The organism is Cryobacterium glucosi, from assembly GCF_004402235.1.
Taxonomy (GTDB): Bacteria; Actinomycetota; Actinomycetes; order Actinomycetales; family Microbacteriaceae; genus Cryobacterium; species Cryobacterium glucosi.
In genome coordinates, this window is sequence record NZ_SOFS01000045.1 from 19,887 (window position 1) to 39,777 (window position 19,891).

20 protein-coding genes are annotated in these 19,891 nt (G+C 67.6%); 8 read left to right on the plus strand and 12 right to left on the minus strand.

Features of this window, described 5'->3' with window-relative positions; translation table 11 throughout:
* Positions 1-42: 42 nt before the first annotated feature.
* The 3 genes from E3O46_RS17405 to fbaA are packed head-to-tail and all read right to left on the minus strand — an operon-like array spanning position 43 to position 2,666.
* Positions 43-594 carry a DUF6264 family protein gene (locus E3O46_RS17405; RefSeq protein WP_134562198.1) on the minus strand — a complete coding sequence of 184 codons (552 nt, stop codon included), beginning with the start codon at positions 592-594 and terminating at the stop codon, positions 43-45.
* The gene (locus E3O46_RS17410; protein WP_134562200.1) at positions 572-1,621 is read right to left on the minus strand and encodes a class I SAM-dependent methyltransferase; all 1,050 of its coding nucleotides are present in this window, start codon (positions 1,619-1,621) and stop codon (positions 572-574) included. The genes E3O46_RS17405 and E3O46_RS17410 overlap by 23 nt, the downstream gene beginning before the upstream one ends.
* Positions 1,622-1,640: 19 nt before the next feature.
* Positions 1,641-2,666 (minus strand): class II fructose-bisphosphate aldolase, encoded by a 1,026-nt coding sequence (gene fbaA / locus E3O46_RS17415; protein WP_134449498.1) that lies wholly within the window; start codon positions 2,664-2,666, stop codon positions 1,641-1,643.
* 246 nt (positions 2,667-2,912) lie between these two features.
* Here fbaA and glpX point away from each other — a divergent pair, with 246 nt between their 5' ends.
* The gene (gene glpX, locus E3O46_RS17420) at positions 2,913-3,845 is read left to right on the plus strand and encodes a class II fructose-bisphosphatase (protein WP_134449619.1); all 933 of its coding nucleotides are present in this window, start codon (positions 2,913-2,915) and stop codon (positions 3,843-3,845) included.
* A gap of 126 nt (positions 3,846-3,971) precedes the next feature.
* On the opposite strand, the gene E3O46_RS17425 is transcribed toward glpX, so the two are convergent.
* The 3 genes from E3O46_RS17425 to E3O46_RS17435 form a co-directional block, all read right to left on the minus strand.
* On the minus strand, positions 3,972-5,327 hold the full coding sequence (locus E3O46_RS17425; RefSeq protein WP_134558098.1) for a DNA recombination protein RmuC: 1,356 nt from the start codon (positions 5,325-5,327) through the stop codon (positions 3,972-3,974).
* A gap of 100 nt (positions 5,328-5,427) precedes the next feature.
* Positions 5,428-6,039 carry a hypothetical protein gene (locus tag E3O46_RS17430; protein WP_134449500.1) on the minus strand — a complete coding sequence of 204 codons (612 nt, stop codon included), beginning with the start codon at positions 6,037-6,039 and terminating at the stop codon, positions 5,428-5,430.
* Between the two features lie 25 nt (positions 6,040-6,064).
* Positions 6,065-6,682: an exonuclease domain-containing protein gene (locus E3O46_RS17435; protein WP_134449501.1), complete on the minus strand. Its 618-nt coding sequence runs from the start codon at positions 6,680-6,682 to the stop codon at positions 6,065-6,067.
* 63 nt (positions 6,683-6,745) lie between these two features.
* On the opposite strand from E3O46_RS17435, the gene ychF reads away from it, so the two are divergent.
* From ychF to E3O46_RS17450, 3 genes are all read left to right on the plus strand, one after another.
* Positions 6,746-7,819 (plus strand): redox-regulated ATPase YchF, encoded by a 1,074-nt coding sequence (gene ychF / locus E3O46_RS17440; RefSeq protein WP_134449502.1) that lies wholly within the window; start codon positions 6,746-6,748, stop codon positions 7,817-7,819.
* Between the two features lie 386 nt (positions 7,820-8,205).
* The gene (locus E3O46_RS17445) at positions 8,206-8,430 is read left to right on the plus strand and encodes a hypothetical protein (protein ID WP_134562202.1); all 225 of its coding nucleotides are present in this window, start codon (positions 8,206-8,208) and stop codon (positions 8,428-8,430) included.
* 100 nt (positions 8,431-8,530) lie between these two features.
* A complete protein-coding gene (locus E3O46_RS17450; protein WP_134562203.1) occupies positions 8,531-9,205 on the plus strand; it encodes an SDR family NAD(P)-dependent oxidoreductase in 675 nt (224 codons plus the stop codon).
* Between the two features lie 220 nt (positions 9,206-9,425).
* On the opposite strand, the gene E3O46_RS17460 is transcribed toward E3O46_RS17450, so the two are convergent.
* On the minus strand, positions 9,426-10,208 hold the full coding sequence (locus E3O46_RS17460; RefSeq protein ID WP_134562205.1) for an SDR family oxidoreductase: 783 nt from the start codon (positions 10,206-10,208) through the stop codon (positions 9,426-9,428).
* A gap of 231 nt (positions 10,209-10,439) precedes the next feature.
* Here E3O46_RS17460 and E3O46_RS17465 point away from each other — a divergent pair, with 231 nt between their 5' ends.
* The 3 genes from E3O46_RS17465 (at position 10,440) to E3O46_RS17475 (ending at position 13,275) form a co-directional block, all read left to right on the plus strand.
* Positions 10,440-11,090, plus strand: coding sequence for a hypothetical protein (locus E3O46_RS17465; RefSeq protein ID WP_134562207.1), 651 nt, complete (start codon positions 10,440-10,442; stop codon positions 11,088-11,090).
* 93 nt (positions 11,091-11,183) lie between these two features.
* A complete protein-coding gene (locus tag E3O46_RS17470) occupies positions 11,184-11,648 on the plus strand; it encodes a phage tail protein (RefSeq protein ID WP_134562208.1) in 465 nt (154 codons plus the stop codon).
* A 175-nt stretch (positions 11,649-11,823) separates the two neighbouring features.
* Positions 11,824-13,275 (plus strand): HNH endonuclease signature motif containing protein, encoded by a 1,452-nt coding sequence (locus E3O46_RS17475; protein WP_166791100.1) that lies wholly within the window; start codon positions 11,824-11,826, stop codon positions 13,273-13,275.
* A gap of 22 nt (positions 13,276-13,297) precedes the next feature.
* On the opposite strand, the gene E3O46_RS17480 is transcribed toward E3O46_RS17475, so the two are convergent.
* The 5 genes from E3O46_RS17480 to E3O46_RS17500 form a co-directional block, all read right to left on the minus strand.
* The gene (locus tag E3O46_RS17480; protein WP_241987456.1) at positions 13,298-14,074 is read right to left on the minus strand and encodes a DUF2306 domain-containing protein; all 777 of its coding nucleotides are present in this window, start codon (positions 14,072-14,074) and stop codon (positions 13,298-13,300) included.
* Complete coding sequence (locus tag E3O46_RS17485) at positions 14,071-14,322, minus strand: hypothetical protein (protein ID WP_134562212.1); 252 nt, start codon at positions 14,320-14,322, stop codon at positions 14,071-14,073. The genes E3O46_RS17480 and E3O46_RS17485 overlap by 4 nt, the downstream gene beginning before the upstream one ends.
* A 33-nt stretch (positions 14,323-14,355) precedes the next feature.
* The gene (locus E3O46_RS17490) at positions 14,356-15,042 is read right to left on the minus strand and encodes a hypothetical protein (protein WP_134562214.1); all 687 of its coding nucleotides are present in this window, start codon (positions 15,040-15,042) and stop codon (positions 14,356-14,358) included.
* A gap of 111 nt (positions 15,043-15,153) precedes the next feature.
* Positions 15,154-17,868 carry a winged helix-turn-helix domain-containing protein gene (locus tag E3O46_RS17495; protein WP_134562216.1) on the minus strand — a complete coding sequence of 905 codons (2,715 nt, stop codon included), beginning with the start codon at positions 17,866-17,868 and terminating at the stop codon, positions 15,154-15,156.
* Positions 17,869-17,916: 48 nt separating this feature from the next.
* Positions 17,917-19,029, minus strand: coding sequence for a hypothetical protein (locus tag E3O46_RS17500; protein WP_134562218.1), 1,113 nt, complete (start codon positions 19,027-19,029; stop codon positions 17,917-17,919).
* Between the two features lie 238 nt (positions 19,030-19,267).
* Here E3O46_RS17500 and E3O46_RS17505 point away from each other — a divergent pair, with 238 nt between their 5' ends.
* On the plus strand, positions 19,268-19,840 hold the full coding sequence (locus tag E3O46_RS17505) for an HhH-GPD-type base excision DNA repair protein (protein ID WP_134562220.1): 573 nt from the start codon (positions 19,268-19,270) through the stop codon (positions 19,838-19,840).
* Positions 19,841-19,891: the final 51 nt, after the last annotated feature.

Genomic DNA, 19,891 nt, shown 5'->3' on the forward strand with positions numbered 1-19,891 from the left:
CCGATCACCGTGGGGCGCCGGTGGGGGCTCCCGCGCGGATGCCTACGGCTGGCTGTAGAAGTCGATCAGCGTCGGGTCGGTGGTCACGACGACCATCATGAAGGCGAAGATCACCACGAGCGCGATCACCGCGCCGATCACCGGGACGTAGAACGCCCGCTTGCGGCGTGAGATGAGCAGGATCGCCGCGGCGGCGGTGAGCAGCCAGACGATCGCTTCGGTGATGCCGCCCGCCGTGACGAGCCCGGCGACGGAGGAGTCCGGCACGTAGGTGCCGAGGTGGGACTGGGTGTAGAGCATCTGGATGGCGTCGGGGAGGGCGTTGAGCACCCCGATCGACATGAAGGTCGCGGCGAGGCCGAGCGCGAGCAGGCCGAGGGTGACCCGCCGGTCCCAGGCGGGAACATCGGGCTTGGCCGGTCCGGTCAGCGTCCCGAGCGACGGCGAGGAGACGGCGGAGTTCGGGCCGCCGGTGGGCGAGCGTGGTGTCGTGATGCCCGGATCCCAGCTCCAGCCTTCAGGGGCCAGCTCCCCGTAGCGGGGCTGGGGCCGGGGGTCCCGGCGGGGGCGGTCAGGGACGTTTTCGCTGGGCACGGGGGAGCCGTTCGACTAATTTGCGGGTGAGGAAGGCGACGGGATGCGTCTTCATATAGGTGAGGTGCGCCCGGAGACCGGCTACTTCGCCGGCCAGGGCATCCCGGGCGGCGGCGGTGGCGACGAGCTCGGCCGTCGCGGCGTCCCGTTCGGCCAGGGCGGTTGCTTTGTCAGCGGCGAGGAGGTCCGCCTCGAGGCGGGCCTGGGCGGCTGTGACGAGGGCGGCATCCGTGTTCTTGAGCGCCTCGTTCTCGGCGGCGATCCGGTTCGCGAATCCGAGGATCTCGTCGGGTGGAGTTGCACGCGTGCGGATCGGCGCGGTGTTCCGCGGCAGGAAGGCCAGGGGGATCGCGACTCCGACGTACTGGTAGACGTGGCTGTCCGTGGCCTTGAGGAGGTCGAAGAACGTCTCGTCCGCGGTGAGTCCGAGGCCGGCAAGACGTTCGGTCACCCAGCGTTCCGGATATTCCGAGACGACGGGGTCCTCCTCACGGATGCCGTAACCGGCGGCCGTGAACATGTCTTCGATCTCGAAGGCATCGTAGAAATGCAGGTGAGTCTTGTCGAGCAGCCCGGTCTCCGTGTAGGTGAACCGGCCCTCGAGCAGGTCCAGCCGTACGGAAAGGTGACCCATGTTGGGAATCGAGTAGACCACGACTCCGCCGGGCCGCAGCAGGGCGCGAATGGCCACGAGGGTCGCGCGCGGGTCGGGCAGGTGTTCGAGGACGTCGGCGAACAGGACGACGTCGAAAGCTCCGAGCCCGGCGACGGCGACCGTGTCGCTCACGTCGAGCACGTAGGCCTCGGAGATCTTGCCCCGCGCCTCGTCGATGTCGACCGGATTCAGGTCGACACCGACGACGGTGCAGTTATTCATCTGTTCCAGGGCTTCACCGAAATTTCCGGCCGAGCACCCCACATCCAGCACCCTCGATCCTTCAGGAATGAAGGAGAGCATGTTGGACCAGCTGTTGTTACGGGTTCCCCGCACGAACAGGTGGCTGGAGTACGCCGATGTTTCGCCCATTGGATGAATTTACTCCGGATTAGCTCTCCGAGTGTCCAGCGGAACCGAGCTGCTGGGTGGCTTCGACGACGCGGGCGGCCATCGCCGTCTCGGCGACCTTGCCCCAGGCGCGCGGGTCATACAGCTTCTTGTTGCCGACTTCGCCGTCGATCTTGAGGACGCCGTCGTAGTTCTTCAGCATGTAGCCGGCAACGGCACGCGTGAACGCGTACTGAGTGTCGGTGTCGATGTTCATCTTCACGACGCCGTTGGCGACGGCTTCGGCGATCTCGTCGGCGGTCGAGCCGGACCCGCCGTGGAAGACGAGGTCAAGCGGCTTCGGGCCGGTGCCGTACTTGGCGGCGAGGCCGTCCTGGATCTCCTTGAGGAGCTCCGGGCGCAGCTTGACGTTGCCGGGCTTGTAGACGCCGTGGACGTTGCCGAAGGTCAGCGCGGCCATGTAGCGGCCGTCTTCGCCGAGGCCGAGGGCGTCGATCATGGCGCTCGCGTCGGCGAGGGTCGTGTACAGGTTCTCGTTGATGTCGCCCTCGACACCGTCTTCTTCGCCGCCGACGGCGCCGATCTCGACCTCGAGGATCGCGTTGATGTTCTTCGTGCGCTTGAGGATGTCCTTCGCGATGACGAGGTTCTCAGCGAGCGGGATGGCGGAACCGTCCCACATGTGCGACTGGAAGATCGGGTTGCGCCCGGCCTTGACTTCGGCTTCCGAAGCGGCGATGAGGGGGAGGACGAAGTCGTCCAGGGCGCCCTTGGGGCAGTGGTCCGTGTGCAGGGCAACGGTAACGGGGTAATTGTCGGCGACGGACTGCACGAAGTGAGCCATGGCGAGCGCACCGGATGCGCGGTTCTTGACCGTGTGGCCGGCGAAATAATCGGCGCCACCGGTGGTGACCTGGATGATGCCGTCGGAGCCGGCTTCAGTCAGGCCCTGCAGGACGGCATTAATGCTCTGGGAAGACGCAACGTTGAACGCCGGGTAAGCGAAACCCTGGGTCTTGGCTTTGTTGAGCATCTCTGCATACTGGTCTGGGGTTGCGATGGGCATGTTTCTGCGTCTCCTCGGTTGTACAGATTCGGTCTTCCCATCCTACCGATGGCGGCTGGATGGCTGGACGGGAAACATCAGCCGTTCCCGCTGGGCGGGCGCTAGGCTCTTAAACGGCAGCGCTGGGCGACCGGCGCCGGCCCAACGCTGGGCCTTGCCACTGCCGCACTCTTCGTCCGGGAAGGACCATCTGTGAACAGCCCCGAAATCGCCCCCAATTTCACCCACCCGGACCGAAACCTGGCCATGGAGCTGGTGCGCGCGACCGAAGCCGCGGCTATCCGCGCGGTGCCGTTCATCGGCCGCGGAGACAAGAACGCGGCTGACAAGGCCGCCGTCGACGCGATGCGAGTCTTCCTCGGTACCGTCAACTTCGATGGAGTCATCGTCATCGGCGAGGGCGAGAAGGACAAGGCCCCGATGCTCTTCAACGGCGAGCACGTCGGAAACGGCACCGGTCCGGCCTGCGACATCGCCGTGGACCCCATCGACGGCACGAGCCTCACGGCCGAGGGGCGCCAGAACGCGCTCTCGGTGATCGCCGTATCGTCCCGGGGCACGATGCTCGATGCCTCCTCGGTGTTCTACATGGACAAGATCGTCACGGGCGCCGCCGGCTTCGGCGTCGTGCACCTGGACCAGCCAATCGGCGACAACCTGCGCGCGCTGTCCCAGGCCACCGGCAAGCCCATCGGCGAGATGGTCGTCGCCGTGCTCAACCGTCCGCGCCACGAAGGCCTGATCGACGCGATCCGGAGCGCGGGAGCCGGCACCCGTCTCATGTCCGACGGCGACGTCGCCGGCGGCATCAACGCCGCCCGTTACGGCACCCGCATCGACATGTGCGTCGGTATCGGCGGCAGCCCGGAGGGCATCACGACGGCGTGCGCGCTCAAGGCACTCGGCGGCTTCATGCAGGGCCGACTCGCCCCCAAGGACGACGCCGAACGTGCCAGGGCCATTGCTGCCGGACTCGACGTCGACAAGGTGCTCGACCTCGACGACATGGTCTCGGGAGACAACACCTTCTTCGTCGCTACCGGCGTGACCGACGGCGGTCTCGTCGACGGCGTGCGTCGTAAGGGTCCGATCATTCGCACCGAGAGCATCGTCATGCGCGGCAAGTCCGGCACCGTCCGCCGGGTCGTGGCCGACCACCTCGCCGCCAAGTGGCTGTAGCCCGCGGGCACTGACCTCGCACTGACCGCACCCCCGCATCTCCCTACAACAATCGCCGTTTCGGCCGAGTACCCCCGTTCTTCGGGAGACGCTCGGCCGGAACGGCGATTGTCGTATTGCGCCCGCTCAGTCCGCGCGGTGGGCGGATGCCTCGAGTCCTGCCTCGGCGAGTCCCGCGGCTTCCAGTTCGGTCACGAACTCCCAGGCGACGAGTTCCCGCGGGGACTCCTCGACGCCCGCCAGCGGGGCGAGCACTTTGGACTCGTCGAGTGCGTTGAGCTTGCGCGCCGTCGGCAGGACCTGGCGTTCCATCGAACCGACGAAACCGTTGTAGTCCTTGACGGTGCGCTCGATGGAGCGCCCCAGCTTCTCGATGTGGGTGGCGGTGACGGCCAGCCGGGCGTAGAGCTCGCGGCTGAGGTCGAAGAGCATTTTCGCGTCGTGCGTGAGCACATCCTGTTGCCAGGTGAACGCGACGGTCTTGAGCACCGACCAGAGCGTCACGGGGGAGGCGAGCGCGACCCGTTTGGAGAAGGCGAACTCCATGATCGAAGGGTCGGCTTCGAGAGCGGACGACACGAGCGACTCGCTCGGGATGAACGCGATCACGATCTCGGGGGAGGCCTCGAGGCCCTGCCAGTATGCCTTGCTGCCGAGGGCGGTGATGTGGTCGCGCACTGCCTTCACGTGGGCGCCCAAAAGAGCCGTGCGCCGTGCGCCCTCCGCACCGGTGGCCGTCGCCGGGATCTGGCTCGCCTCGAGGAACGCCGTGAACGGCACCTTGGCGTCGACGGCGATGTTCTTGCCTCCGGGCAGGTGCACGACCATGTCAGGCCGGCCGGCGCCCGCGTCTGAGCTGATGCTCGACTGCACGTCGAAATCGACCCGCTCGATGAGCCCGGCGGCCTCGACGACGCTGCGCAGCTGGGTCTCGCCCCAGACTCCGCGCGTGTTGTTGGCGCGCAAGGCGGAAGCCAGTGACTCGGCGGTGCTGCGCAGGCGCTCTTCGGATTCAGTGGCACTGCGGAGTTGCTGGCTGAGCTCGCCGTGCTGCAGGCTGCGCTGGGCCTCGAGTTCGGAGACCTTCAGCTGCATGTCGTGCAGGCTTTCCCGCACCGGGGCCAGGGCCTGCAGGACCTTGCTCTCCCGCTGTTCGCGTTCGGTGCGGGCGGCGGCCTCCTCGCGGTGCCGCTCGTCGAACTCGCGTCCCCGGCGCTGCGCCTCGGCGAGTTGCTCGCGGAGGGCATCCGTCGTGGCCTGCACCGAGGCCAGTTCTTCACGCAGGATGGCCGAGACGGCGGCCTCGGAGGACCGCAGTTCGGCGAGGTCGACCTGGTGGCGGGCTTCGAGAACGGCGGGATCGACGGTGGGCGTGGCTGCGCCGTCCCGGGCGGCGCGGCGTTGCAGCACGATGACCGTGCAGAGGGCGCCGAGTACGGCGCCGAGGGCGATGCCGAGAAGGAGGGTGAGCCAGGGATCCATGTCTCAACCCTGCCAGTGGCCACCGACATTGGCGTCGCGGCAGGCGGGAACCCGCCGAGGAGGGTTCACCGGTCTGGCGACCCGGTGAGCTGGGAGCGCGTCAGGCTTCGAGCGCGAGCGCGAGAGTCAGCATTTCCGGGTCGTTCCGGGTGGTCCGCGACACGACGAGGTGTTCCCGGTTGATCCGCTGCGCGAAGAATCCGAGGTACGGCAGCTGGATGATCGTCGTGAGGCCGCCCTGTCCTGCCGTGACGAGCGCGGGGATGACGCGGTTCTCCGGCAGGGCGCCGAGCGGTGCGGGCATCGTCGTGCGCCACATTCCATAGGCTTCCTGGTCGATGCCGGAGTTCCAGAAGTCCGAGGGCCAGGTCGAGGTCGATGTCGCCGCCCACAGCTCCGCGTCGGTGAGGGTGTCCAGGAGGCGCTGGATCTCCTCGTCCGGGATGCTCACGGTCGGTTCGGCCACGTCGAAGTGGGTCCAGGCCCGCCGCCACTCGGCCAGCCAGCGCTGCACGGCGGCGTCGACGTCGAGGTCGGCCGGCCGGCGCGAGGTACCCGGGTCCGGCTCCGAATCCAGGCGCGGAACGCTGTCGATCTCGAGGTGCCAGGCGCTGCGCACGAAGAGCAGGAAGGTCAGGGGCGACCAGCACTCCTCGACGTTGATCTGCATGTCCTGGGGCCAGGGGCTCAGTGGCAGGTCTTCGGAGTCCACGATGGCGGCCCGGATCGTCTTGCTGCTAGCTCAGGGCCATCGGCCCGTGGACCGCGGCCTTCGCTGCGATGGCGACGGGCCCGATGGCTCCGACCGCGACCTTGGTGATCCGGGCCAGGTCTTCGACCGTGTCCGCGCCGTGCCGTTTCGCCGCGTGGATGATGATGGCGGCGCACGCCTCCGCGTCGGCGAGGGCGTCGTGGTGCGCGAAGTCCTCGAAACCGGCCGCCATCGCGGCGACCGGGAGCCGGTACGAGTCGAGGTGGTACGTGCGGCGGGCGACCTGCAGGCTGCACACATAGCTGAAGTCGGGCACCGGGAGTCCCGCGACCGTCGAGGCGGTCTTGATGACGCCGAGGTCGAAGCCGGCGTTGTGGGCCACGAGGGTGTCACCGTCGGCGAAGGCGACCAGTGCCGGGAGCTGCTGGGCCCAGGTCGGGGCGCCGAAGACATCCGCCGGGTAGATGCCGTGGATCTTGATGTTCCACTTCAGGAACTCGTCGTGCCCGGGCGCGGGCTGGATGAACCAGCCGACCCGATCGGTCACGAGCCCGTCACGCACCTTCACGAGCCCGACCGAACACGCGGAGGCGCTTGAGGAGTTGGCGGTTTCGAAGTCGATCGCGGTGAAGTTGAGGGGCACCCCTTCATGCTCTCACGGCCCACCGACAGGCCCGGCGGGGCCCGCCCGGTACGATGGATTCTCGTGGCTCTTACTATTGCAATCGTCGGACTGCCCAATGTCGGCAAGTCCACCCTCTTCAACGCGTTGACCAAGAACAACGTGCTCGCGGCGAACTACCCGTTCGCCACGATCGAGCCGAACGTGGGGATCGTGAACCTGCCGGACTCCCGGCTCGCCGCGCTCGCCGCGATCTTCGGCAGCGAACGCCTGCTCCCGGCACCGGTGTCCTTCGTCGACATCGCCGGCATCGTGCGCGGCGCGAGCGAGGGCGAAGGCCTCGGCAACAAGTTCCTCGCGAACATCCGTGAAGCGGATGCCATCGCGCAGGTCATCCGCGGATTCGCCGACCCCGACGTGGTGCACGTCGACGGCGCCGTGAACCCGGCCGGCGACATGGAGACCATCAACACCGAGCTCATCCTCGCGGACCTGCAGACCCTCGAGAAGGCAATCAGTCGTTTCGAGAAGGAGGTCAAGGGCCGCAAGATGCCTCCGATCGTGCTCGAGACCGCGCTCAAGGCGCAGGCCGTGCTCGACGCCGGCCAGCCGCTGTCGTCCGCGAAGCTCGACATCGAGCCGATCCGGGAACTCGGCCTCCTCACCGCCAAGCCCTTCATCTACGTGTTCAACGTCGACGAGGCCGTGCTGCAGGACGCCGAGAAGCTTGCCGTGCTGGCCGCCCTCGTCGCCCCGGCCAACGCGGTGTTCCTCGACGCCAAGCTCGAGTCAGAGCTCAGCGAGCTCGACGCGGCCGACGCCGCGGAGATGCTCGCCTCGACCGGCCAGGCCGAGAGCGGTCTCGACCAGCTCGCCCGCATCGGCTTCGACACCCTCGGCCTGCAGACCTACCTGACGGCGGGCCCGAAGGAGACCCGCGCGTGGACGATCCACAAGGGCTGGACCGCCCCGCAGGCCGCCGGAGTGATCCACACCGACTTCCAGAAGGGCTTCATCAAGGCCGAGGTCTTCTCCTTCGACGACCTGATCGCCGCCGGCTCCATCGCCGAGGCCCGCGCCAAGGGCAAGGCCCGTATCGAGGGCAAGGAATACGTCATGCAGGACGGCGACGTCGTGGAGTTCCGCTTCAACGTCTAGCCTCCGGCATCCCAATTTCTGAGCGACGACCGGCAGAGGTGCCGGTCGTCGCTCTTCCGTTGTTGGCGTCGCGCGGATGGCACCCGAACCGCGCAGGAGACTCCGAGCGCGAAACAGCCGGGCGAACTTTCTTCGGCCCGTAGGATTCACACCATGAGCTCCGGCCAGGTATTTGCGCTCCTATGGGGACCGTTCGCGATTGCATTCGGAGTGACGTTCATCGTGAAGCGCGCTCGGATATCGGAGTTGGCGAGACGCCAACGACGCCAGCAGGGCCTCCGCGTATCGCAGCGAACTCAATCACCCGCACTGATGGCGGTGAGCGGCGCACTCCTCGTGGTTCTTGGTACCTGCGTATCAATCGGAGCACTCACAGGGCAGATTCGGTGAGTGATCACAACGGACTCGGTTGGCTCACTTCACCAAACGGTCGAATAGTAGCGGCGTTGTGGAACATGTTGATCTGTGCGGCCATCGTCGTGGTTTCGGTTGTGATGGGGATGACCCGGACCCCGACCGCATTCATCCTGACAGCTCTCGGCCTCATCATGGAGTGGCAATTTGTGCGCGGATATCTGCGCGCGCGGCAAGCGAAAGTGGCCGAAAAGTAACCGGTCGCGGTCTGCGCTCGTCCGGTTGAGATCCGCTTTCGCGTTAGGCTCGTGCTCCTTGCGATAGTCATCGCAGCAGCATCCATCGAAGGAGACCACCGTGCCCGTCATCGCCATCATCGGAGCCGGACCGGGACTCGGAGCCGCCGTCGCGCGAAGGTTCGGGCGCGAAGGCTTCTCTATTGCCCTGATCGCCAGGAATCAGTCGAAACTGGACGCCATGGCAGCCGAGCTGGCCGCTTCCGGCTTCACCGCGAGGGCGTACGCAGCGGATGTCCTCACGCCGGCATCGCTCGAGGCGGCCCTTGCGCGTGCCGAAGCGGAGCTCGGAGCCATCACGGTGTTGCAGTACAGCCCGCTCCCGTCCCGCGACTACCTGAAGCCGGTTCTCGAGATGACTCCGGAGCTGGCTCTGGAGGCACTGCAGTTCTCGGCCCTCGGGCTCATCCACGCGGCGCGTGCGGTGCTCCCGGCAATGCGGCTGGCGGGGAGCGGCAGCATCATCCTGATCAACGGCGGAACCTCTGTGAAGGCCCGCGCCGGCTTCGCGGGAACCTCGGTGGCCTTCCCTGCCGAGAGCGCCTACGGCGAGATGCTCCACGATGCCCTGGCGGATGAGGGCATCCGGGTCAGCCAGCTGGTGATCCCGGGCGGCATTCCCCGGCTTCAGTTGGCCAACGGCATCGACGGCGTCGCCGATCGCATCTGGGACCTCCACGCCGTCGCCGGACCGTTCCGCACCATGCTCATCCCGCTTGAGGACGGCCGGGAGTAGGGCGGTAGCTACCCTGCCCGCGACCGCAGGTATCGTCCGGGTGAAGGCTCAGAGTGTGGGCAGACGGGAGAGCGCCGTCAGGAGCGGTTCCTGCTGTCCGGCCAGACAGACCCGGATCCAGCCCTCGCCGGCGGATCCAAAGGCGGAACCCGGGGCGACGGCCACCCGCTGAGTGAGCAGGAACTTCTCCGCCCACTCGGCGACGTCTCACGCTGTCGTTCTAGAGTTCCTTCGTCAGCCCGCCGTCGATTCTGAAGTCGGCACCCGTGACGTTGCCGGCCCGCCCACTGGCCAGCAGGAGCACGAGGTCCGCGACTTCCCCTGGTTCGGTGAAGCGGCCGGTGGAGAATCCGCCGCCGGCTTCGATGATGCGCTTGCGTGCCTCGTCGGGGGAGACGCCCATGGCCTTAGCGACCGTCGACGCCACCCCGGTTTCGCCCAACCACAGCGGCGTCGAAACCGGCCCGGGGCTGACCGTGTTGAAGCGGATGCCCCGGTCACCGAACTCCTTGGAGAGCGCCTTCGAGAGGTTCCAGACCCCTGCTTTCGCGACGGAATAGTCGATGACTCCGGGGTCGGGAAGGTAAGCGTTCACGGAAGCGATGGTGACCACGGTTCCGCCTCCCCGCTCGATCAGCCGGGGAATGGCCGCTCGGGTCGTGCGCACAACGGCCATCAGATCGAGGTTCAGGGTGTTGAGCCAGTCCTCGTCGGTCACGTCGAGGAATCCCGTAGTGCGCGGTGTGAGCGCACCGACGTTGTTGACGAGGATGTCGAGGCCATCGGCGGCTTCGGAGATCAGCTTGTCCGGGCCGGTCGGGGTCGACAGATCAACCGCAACGAATCGGACAGCGTCGCCGAGAGCGTCGAGTTCGGAGGACGACGATCGGGAGCCTGCGATCACCTGCGCTCCCTCGGCGACGAGCGCGGTGGTCACCGCGAGTCCGATGCCCTTGCTGGCACCCGTGACGACGGCTGTCTTTCCGGCAAGATCGAGATTCATGTTCGGGTTCCTCTGCTCGAAGGTCGAATGGTGAATGTCGTTGAGATGATGGGAGGGGGGTTCCGGCATCCGTGGATCCACGGAACCACTGTTCATTCCACTGTGCAATGGGGCGCCCAACCGCCGGAGCCGAAATCCCACATCAGTCGCGATTTTGGCCTATGCGGGCCGGGACTCTGGGTGCGCTAGCCTTCTGGCTAGGTTGATCAGCAAGAACTCGGGGGAATCGACATGGTGCACGACCTATCCGGACTCACCACGGCAAGGCTCGCCGGAATCCTGGCGCTGGGCCTCCTGCTGTCCGGATGCTCCAGCCAGCACGCGGATGCGCCGGCGCCGGGTTCGACCGCTTCTGCCGTTCCGATCGCCAGCACGATCCAGCCCACCGCGGCGCCTACGTCTGCACCTACGGTGACCGCAACAGCGGCTCCACTTAAACTGAACGACCCGAGCTCGTGGATCATCGGCTTCTCCGGTGTCGGACCGATGGTGCTCGGGGCTGATCTGACTTCGACCAAGGAGTCGATGACCGCCTTCAGCCAGACCCTCTGGGACGAGTGCCCCTCACGTTCTGTCGTCACTTTCGCCGAGGCCGGATCTCCCAGCTTCGTCATCGCCGATCAGGGCGGCGACGGCATCATCCAGCAGGTTGTCGTGCAGACCGGGGAGAGCGCTGCTGGCTCCGCCACGTCGTCGGCGCGGACGAGTGCGGGAATCGGAATCGGTGCCACGCTCGACCAGCTCACGATCGCGTACCCCGCGATCACGTACCAGGATGCCGGCACTCCCATCGCCCAGTACGCACGGGCCAGCGGAGAGGGGAAGTGGATCCATTTTGTGGTGCTGGAGGACAAGGTGAGCCAGATCATCGTGTCGCCATAGGCCGGCATCGCTAAAGAACTCTGCGGCTAGTTCGATACTCTGAAGGCGGATGCGGCGCTAGCGTGGGCGGCACCACAAACGAAGAGGGGCCGCATGTCGTACATTGTCGACTTCGTGAACGTATCGACCGTCGGACTTGAATCGTCGCCGGTGATGGACGCGCTCGCCGGCTTGCGGGCCAACGAGGCGCGCTACTTCAAGAACAAATACGATCATGTCTTCACCGTCAGCCCTGTGAGCGATGCCCCGGACGTGCTCGAGTGGGTGAGCCGCATCCTCAAGGAGGAGCGTGACATCGTCATCGCCTCGAGCCCGCTCGAGGTGACCGCCTTCGAAGTCGAGGGAACTCGGATGGCCTACGTGTTCTACGAGTCCGGATTGTCGATCAACGTCATGTACGGCATCGAGGACGGTCAGAAGCGAGCCGTCGGGTTCAAGCTCGCCGACGGCATGGAGGTGCCCGAAGAACTGGCCACTCGATTCAAATTCGCACGGCAGAAATCGAAGCTGGCCGGCGTCATCCGAGGTTCCTACTTCGTGGTCAAGGGCGAGTACTGAGTTCCCGACCCGTCGACGTCGATAGTCCGTGGCGCACCTGTGGCACTGTCCGGACGAGTGTGGCTTAGTCGCCGGCTTGTCCTCAACAAAGTGCTTCTGACCGGGTTTTCCACAGGTGATTCGTGGGCGTGCGGATGCCTCAAGAATGTCGGTGGTCGTCCGTAGAGTGACCGGTATGACAACTGAAAATACCTCAGAACCTCAGCCCGAAAGCACGGCGGAACCCCCGCCCGGGACCCCTCCCGAGAGTCCTCCCGACACCTACCTCAACCCCCGGCATCTCAGCCTGGTGGAGCCGTCCCTCGCCGATTTCTATGACGCGATCCGGGAGGCGGACCGGGAGATGAACCGGGCCGCCGCGAAGCGGGCGGCCGCGATCTACACCGCCCAACGGGTGCTCGCCGATGTCGGCCGGGCCCGGGCGGAGGCCGCAGAACGCGCCGGTGGCCCGCGCCCGCCGTGGTCGCCGGAAGAAGCCACGAAAGAGGAGTTCACGTGCGAGGTCGGCGCTCTGCTCCGGTTGCCGCGCCGGACGGCGGAGACCCTGATTGAAGCCAGCCGCACCCTCGCGGAGGACCTCCCCGTGACCCGGGAGGCCCTCGCGACCGGGGTGATCAGTTACCGGCACGCCCAGGTGATCATGGAGCAGGCCTGGGGCATCCGGGTCGATGATGACCCGGAAGCGTCCGCGCGGGCGCGTGCGGTGTTCGAGGAGGTCCTCGTGCCCGACGCGGAAGTGCTGACCGTGGCGAAGCTCGCCGACCGGGCCCGGAGGGTGCGGGAGCGCACCCACCCGGAGACCATCACCGCGAGGCACCAGAAAAGCGTCGAGGACCGGCATGTGGTGTTCCAGGCCCTCAACGACGGCATGGCGTCGCTGTACCTGACCGGGGATGCCGAGAAGGTGCAGGCCGCCTACCACCGCACCCTCGACACGGCGCTGACCCTGCAGGGCCCGGAGGAAACCCGCACGCTGACCCAGCTGGCGGCGGACGTCCTCACCGACGTCCTGATCAGCGGGGTCACCCCGGACGGACTCGGCAAAGGGGTGGCCGCGCAAGTCAACGTCACGGTCCCGGTACTGACCCCGCTGGGGAAGAGCGAGGAGCCCGGGTACCTGGCCGGGTACGGGCCGATCGACCCCGACACCGCGAGGCGTCTCGCCGCCGGGGCGCCGAGCTTCACCCGGCTACTCACCCACCCCGAAACCGGCGTCGTGCTCTCCATGGGACGCGACACCTACAAACCACCGGCCGCGCTCAAGAAATGGCTCGAGGTACGGGATGAAACCTGCACCTTCCCCGGGTGCCGCCGCTCCGCCAAACGGTCCGACCTCGACCACAGTGTGGAGTGGCAGCACGGCGGGGAGACCGACGCGATGAACCTCGCCCACCTCTGCCCGTATCACCACGCGGTGAAGAGCTACACCCGGTGGACGCCGAGACACCTCGGCGACGGCCGCATCGAATGGACCTCCCCGGCCGGGTACAGCTACATCGTCGAACCCTCCGCGGATATGAGACCACCCCGGAAACCCAAACCCGAACCGAAACCACCGGTCCCGATCGTTGACGTCTGGAACCTTGACCCCGCACCCGACGACCCCGACGACCCGACACCGTTCTAGAACGGACCTGGGCCGACGCCGTCTAGCGACGGCGACGGCGCCGACTGCGGATGAGGTACTCGGCGACCGTCAGGTTCAGGACCCAGGCGGCACCCATCAGGACCGCGCGGGAGGGCTCGTCCTGCGCCCCGAAAAGGATCGCCCCCGGGATCAGCAGCAGCGCCTGCGTGCCAGCGGCGACGGCTATCGCGTAGGCCCGAGTCATCCACTCGCCGTGCCTGACGAAATCGCGGCGCAGGATCGCGCGGATACCGAGAACGAGGCTCACGGCCATCGCCGATCCGAAGAAGAGCCGAATCACGCCGAGGGCGATGCCGTCACCCGGCGGGTGCGGGTAGAACACCACCATCCACAGGCCGGACAGCGCGGAGAGCAGGCCGGCGGGGATGAGGATGACTCCCGCGATGCGGTGCCACCTGCTCGCCCGGCGCCGCAGGGCGGGAACGAACTGGAAGGCGCCGAGGAGGCAGAAGACGGTCACGCTGACGATGTGCGTGACGATGTGCGTGACGACGGGCATGGGGGAGTCGAGGAACCGGACGTTGTGCTCGGTGGCGGTGGAGCCCCCCGTCAGCTCGGTGAGGCGCGCAGCCCCGGCGAGAATCGGGATGAGGCTCAGCAGGATCAGTCCGGCCGGTGCGAGCCATTGCGGCCGCGGAGTTCGCGTGCGTGCCCGGGTGCGATCAGCGCGAGGAACCGCGGCAGCCGGCCTGTCCTGCGTTGCACCGTCTTGTGTCGGCCTGTCCCGTGTCGCCTTGTCCCGTGTCGACGTGTCTCGAGTGATCTTGTGGTTCGTCACCGGTCACTCCTTGTCAGGACGTTGACGGAGATCAACGTGGCTCCGAGGTCTGCGACCCGTCTCAGTAGCCCGTGCAGGGCGGCCTGGTCCACGACCGGGCCGGTGAGGATCGTTGTCCCGTCGTTCGCCTCGGTCAGCCGGAAGCCGTCGAACCAGTCGGTCCAACAGGCATCCAGCTGCCCCTGAAGCCGGATCTCGTAGGTGTCGAGTTCACCGCGCCCGAGGGGCGCCACGTGTCCGTTTTTCATGTCATTCCTCCTCGGTGGTCCGGCGAATCCGGGTCAGACCGTCGGCGTCGTGTCGAGCCGTGCAGGGTTGACCGCCGCGGGCGCCGTCGTTGTGCGCAGGTTCGACCACAGGGAGTACCCGAGCCAGATCAGGGCCAGGCCCATGGGGATGGCGGCCATCCGTTCGAGGGTGTGCGGGAGCAGTGCGCCCGCGATGGGCGTCACGGCCGCTGCGACGATCAGAAGGATGCCGGCCCCGCGTGACAGGACACGGGCGCGGAGGATGGAGATGCCGAACAGCAGGGCGCCGACGACGTAGAGCAGACCGCCGACCTGGGGGAGCGCCGCGAGGGGGCCGAGGTCGTTCACGGCCGGGTAGCGGCCGAACAGTCCGACGATGTCCACGGCGAGCTGGGGGGCTGCGGTCGCGACCAGCGGCGCGATGAGGGCTTCGGTGAAGTTGAAGGATGCCTGCAGGATGAAGAAGAATCCGAACATCAGGTAGGCGATCAGGCCGAGCAGCCCGAACTTCTGCACCTGCCGCAGGTAGATTCCGGTGAGACCGATCATGGCCAGAACGGCCATGCCGAAGCTGAGGACGTGCACCGTGATCCACATCTGAGTGGAGAGCGAGGCGACCACGTCGGCCGGGTGGACGAACTGGATGATGATGTAGATGAGCCCGGAGAGTGCGGCCGCTCCGGCGGCCGCGCGGGTGAGGGTGGATGTCGTGATGCTCATGAGAGGCTCCGATGTTCTGCGTGACCCAGGCGGTTGCCTGAAGACACCCTGAATCTAGGGAGACATGTGATGACGGGGCATCACTCCACGTGGTGATCCCTGTGGTGATTGTCAGACGAGGCCGAGCTTTTCAGCGCGACGGATCGCATCCGCCCGGTTGGTGACCTCGAGTTTGCCGAAGATATGCCGGGTGTGGGTGCGGAGGGTGTTCACGGAGACGTACAGTTCGCGGGCGATCTCGGGCCCGCTCAACTCTGTCGCCAGAAGCCTGAGCACGTGCAGTTCGCGTTCGCTCAGCGTTTCGGCGAGCGGCCGGGCGGATGCCCCCGGATCGTCCTCGCGCACGAACGCCGCGCTGAGGCCGCGAGCATAGTCGGGGGCGATTCCCTCGTCGGCTGCCGTTCGGAGAAGCGCGGCCATCGGCTCGCCCTCGTCCAGGAAGAGCCGTACGTACCCCTCTGGTTCCGCCTGCGCGAGGGCGCGCGCGAGCGGGCGGAGCGCCAGGTCGGTGTTGCCGGCTGCCGCGTGCGCCAACGCCTGCAGGACCAGGATCTCGTTCACCCGGCCGGCGCGGCCACCGGCATCCGCCGCTTCGAGCAAGCGGTCGAGCAGGGCCGCTGTCGCGTCGAGGGAGCCGGCCTGTGGATCGGACGTGTGCCGTGCGATCGAGAGCCTCGCCAGCGTGAGGTGGTCGAACTCGCGCAGGTAACCCGGCGCATCCGTTGTCGCGAGCCCCTGGCTGTCTGCCCAGCCCTGGGCATCACCGAGCCGTCCCTGCTTGACCCAGAGCCGGGCCTTCATCGCGGCAAGAGGCCGCACCTCCGGGAAGAACCCGGGCCGGTACAGGCGCTCCGCGGCGCCGAGCGCGTCAAGGGCGTCGTCGAGTCGTCCCTCCGCCTCGTCGATCCGGGACATCGCGGCGAACCAGCGATACCGGTTTTCGGGCAGGGACGCCCGCTCGCCGAGTGCCTGGCCGATCAGTAATTGCTCCCGGGCGGCGGGCAGGTCGGAGCGTTCACGAAGGAGCTCACTGACGGCGACGTGGAGGTCTGCCGTCGACTGGGGAACCGGCTCTCCCTGTTCCGCCGCGAGGCGCAGGGCATCCTCGCAGGCGCGCTGGGCGTCTCGCAGCCGCCCCTGTTGGATGAGGAGGTCGGCCATGACGATCGTGGTGCCGAGCATGTCGGCCAGGTTGCCGGATCGCCGGAGGCTCGTCGCGACCTCGCCGAACGCGTCGACCGCGGCGCCGAGGTCGCCGACGGCCCAGGACGCCAGCCCGAGAAAACCGGATGCTGCGCCGCGCCCGAAGTGGTCGTCGGGGCCGGTGAGGTCGAGGGCCCGGCGCGCCTGCACCTGGGTTCCCGCGACGTCGCCGCGCGCCTGTGCGACCGCGGCACGGTACAGGGCGATCGTGACGGGGAGTATCCGCAGTTCCTCGCCTGCTGCCGAATCATGGGTCGGCGTGCCGTCGTCCGTTGGTGCGCCGAGCGCGCGCTCGGCGTCCGCCAGCAACGGTTCGACGGCATCCACATCACCGGACACGAGCAATGACCAGGCGCGGTAGACGCCCAGAACGGGCCTGCGCCTGATGACGTCGCCCGGAAGCAGCGCGAGCCAGCCGAGCAGGGTCGCATCCTGCCTGCTCTTGCGCACGCCGGGCACCGTCGACTCGATCACCCGGGCGGCCCGCCCGAAATCCCCGGCGGCCAGGGCCTGAGCGACCGCATCTTCCGGCAGCCCATTCTGTTCGAACCACTCGCTGGCGCGCCGGTGCAGGTCCGGTACCCGGTCGGGACCGTCCGCAAGCACGCGAGCCGTCAGCACGTCGGCGAAGAGGTGGTGATAGCGATACCACTCGCGCCGGTCGTCGAGGGGGACGACGAAGAGGTTGTCCCGCTCGAGGGCCGCGAGCATCTCGCCGCTGTCGGAGCGACCGGTGACCGCGTCGCACAGGGGAGCGCTCAGTCGGCCGAGGATCGCGGTGTCGAAGAGGAAGGCGCGGACGTGATCGGGCTGGCGGTGCAGCACCTCTTCGGCGAGGTAGTCGATCACGAACCGGTGACTGCCGGTGAAGCCCTGGATGAAACCGCCCACGTCCGAGCTGTCCCGCATGGACAGTGCCGCAAGCTGGAGGCCTGCGATCCAGCCCTCCGTCCGGGTGTCGAGGGCGGCGACGTGCGCGGGGGAGAGCCCCAGGTGCATGACCTCGTTCAGGAACGCTGCGGCCTCATCGGGAGTGAAGCGCAGGTCCGCGGCACGCAACTCGGTCAACTCGCCCCGCGCGCGCAGCCTGGCCAGCGGCAGGAGCGGGTCGGAGCGACTCAGGATGGCCAGGTGCAGGTTCGGCGGCAGGTGATCGATCAGGAACACGAGCCCGTCGCGGATCGTGCCGTCCTCGATGAGGTGGAAGTCGTCGAGCACCAGGACCATCGGGTGCTGTGCTGCCGCCACGTCATTGATGAGCGCGGCCATCGTGCCCTCGATCGACGAAAGCGGAAGTGCGTGTGCATCCGCGGCGACCGCGGGATCGGCTCGGTGCAGGGCCGCTACGAGGTACGTGAGGAACCGTGAGGGATCGTTATCGCTCGCGTCGAGCGAGAGCCAGGCGACACGAGCGCCGGGTTCACCGGCCACGGTGTCGGCGATCCACTGGCTCGCCACCGTGGTCTTACCGAATCCGGCCGGCGCCGACAGAAGAGTCGCCCGGTGACCGGCGCGGAGCCCCTCCCGCAAACGCGCGATGAGGCGGGGGCGGGAGACGGCGTTCGGTCGGGGCGACGGGATGAAGAGCTTCGTGGCCAGAACGGGCAGGGGCGATTCGCTCATTCGCTCATCAGAGCACCTCGGCCGGCTTTCGGCAACAACGGCGCCGCGTCACGTGGCGGGCACGGCGGCGACATTGAGCGCCTCGATGTCCGCATAGAGTCGTTCCACCTCCGTGCGCGCCGCCGGGGCTGCGGCTTCGGCCGCGTCGAGGTCGCTCTGACGCTGCGACTGGTCTGCCTCCCTCGTCGCGAATTCGGCCAGTCTGCCGGCCAGATAGCTACCATACGGCTCACCGCCCGCGGTGCCGCCGGAGTCTGCAACGTAGGTGCGGGCGCGGACCTCCGGGGAGAGAGCGTTGTACTCATCGGCCTGCCGGTTGTACCAGGCGCGGTCGGCGGCCAGTTGCGCACGGTCGGCCTGCAACTGCGCGCCCGCGTCCGCGTTCGCCTGTTCCCGGATGGCGAGGGCATCCGCTTTCGCGCTGTAGTCGGCCTCCAGGCCGTCCCGGAGGGCGCGGTCGGCGTCGTGGATCGCGACGAGCGCACCCCGGTCGCGGAAATAGCGGGCGTAGTACGCCTCGAGCGCCGGGTCGACCGCATCGGCGATCTCGGTCCCGAAATACGCGAATTCCTCGGTAGACCGGTTCTCGGCCGCCGACCCCACCGAGGAATCGACGCTGGCCTGAATCGGGTCGTCCGCCGCAATGGTGGACCAGCGCTTGTCGAGGAGCGCGTCGAGGCGCGCCTGCTCGCCGGACGTGAGCCGGGCGTACGCGGCGTGCAGGAACTCGTGGGCAGCCGTCACCACGATCTGGTCGGCCAGCCTGGCGTCGGTGGGGCGGAAGATCGCTATCCGTCCGAAGTGTTCCCCGAGACCGTAGAAGCAACCGACGGTCGCGAAGTCCCCGTGGACGGTCCCATCCGGTGTCCCTTCGCAGGCCTTGCGAAAATCACCGCTGTCGAGGAGCTGCGGACGTGTGGTCAGGAAGATATCCCTGCCTTCGTCACTGAAGCCGATCCGGTCGGCGATCGGCGAGAGATCCGCCGAGAGCGAGTACGCTGCGGCACCAGCGAGCGGGCTCGACGGGAGGTAGGTGGCGGCCAGCGTCACACCGGCGACGGTCCCGAGCACGATTCCGAAGACGGTGCCCCGCAGTCGCCACCGGGGCGGTCGCCGCGCCGGGCGCGGGGCCCAGTCCTGGCCGGATTCGAAGAGCGTCACCCGCGGAGTATGACACGCGCGCGTGAACCAGGAGGCATCCGCTCCGGTCGGCTCGCCCCGCATACCCCGAAGGCGGGGTACCGTCGCCGATGCACCCTGATCGGCAAACCGCGCCAGCCGTTTCGGGCGCGGGCTGCCGAAGCGGGCACGCTGATCACTCCGGCAGGCGCTGTCGCTGCCGCTGGTTTCTCGCGGCGTCGACCGCGCGGCCCTGTCCCGCCGGTGCCACAATGGCGGAATGACGCTGCACATCACCGGCGACGACGCCTCAGACGCCCTGCTCAGCGAAGACCCGTTCGCCCTCCTGGTCGGGATGCTCCTGGACCAGCAGGTACCGATGGAGACGGCATTCGCCGGGCCGGCCAAGATCCGGGACCGGATCGGCACCCTGGATCCCGCGAGGATTGCGGCATTCGACGCCGATTTCTTTGTCGAAGTCTTCCGAACGACGCCGGCCGTGCACCGTTTTCCCGGCTCGATGGCCGGACGGGTGCAAGCGCTCGCCGAGGTCGTCGCGCGGGACTGGAACAGCGACGCCTCCGCGATCTGGGCCTCCGGGGCCCCCGACGGCGCAGAGGTGCTCCGTCGACTCAGGGCGCTGCCCGGTTTCGGCGAGCAGAAGGCGAAGATCTTCCTGGCCATCCTCGGGAAGCGATTCGCTCTCGCCGCGCCGGGCTGGCAGGAGGCGTCTGCGCCGTACGGGCAGGACGGCTCGCACGCATCCGTTGCCGACATCGTCGATGCCGAGTCGCTCGCGCGGGTACGGGAGACCAAGCGGGCGGCCAAGGCGGCCGCGAAGACGACGGCCTAATCTCGTCGTTACGCCGTTACGGCCATTACAGGAGGCGGATGCCGGTGGCCG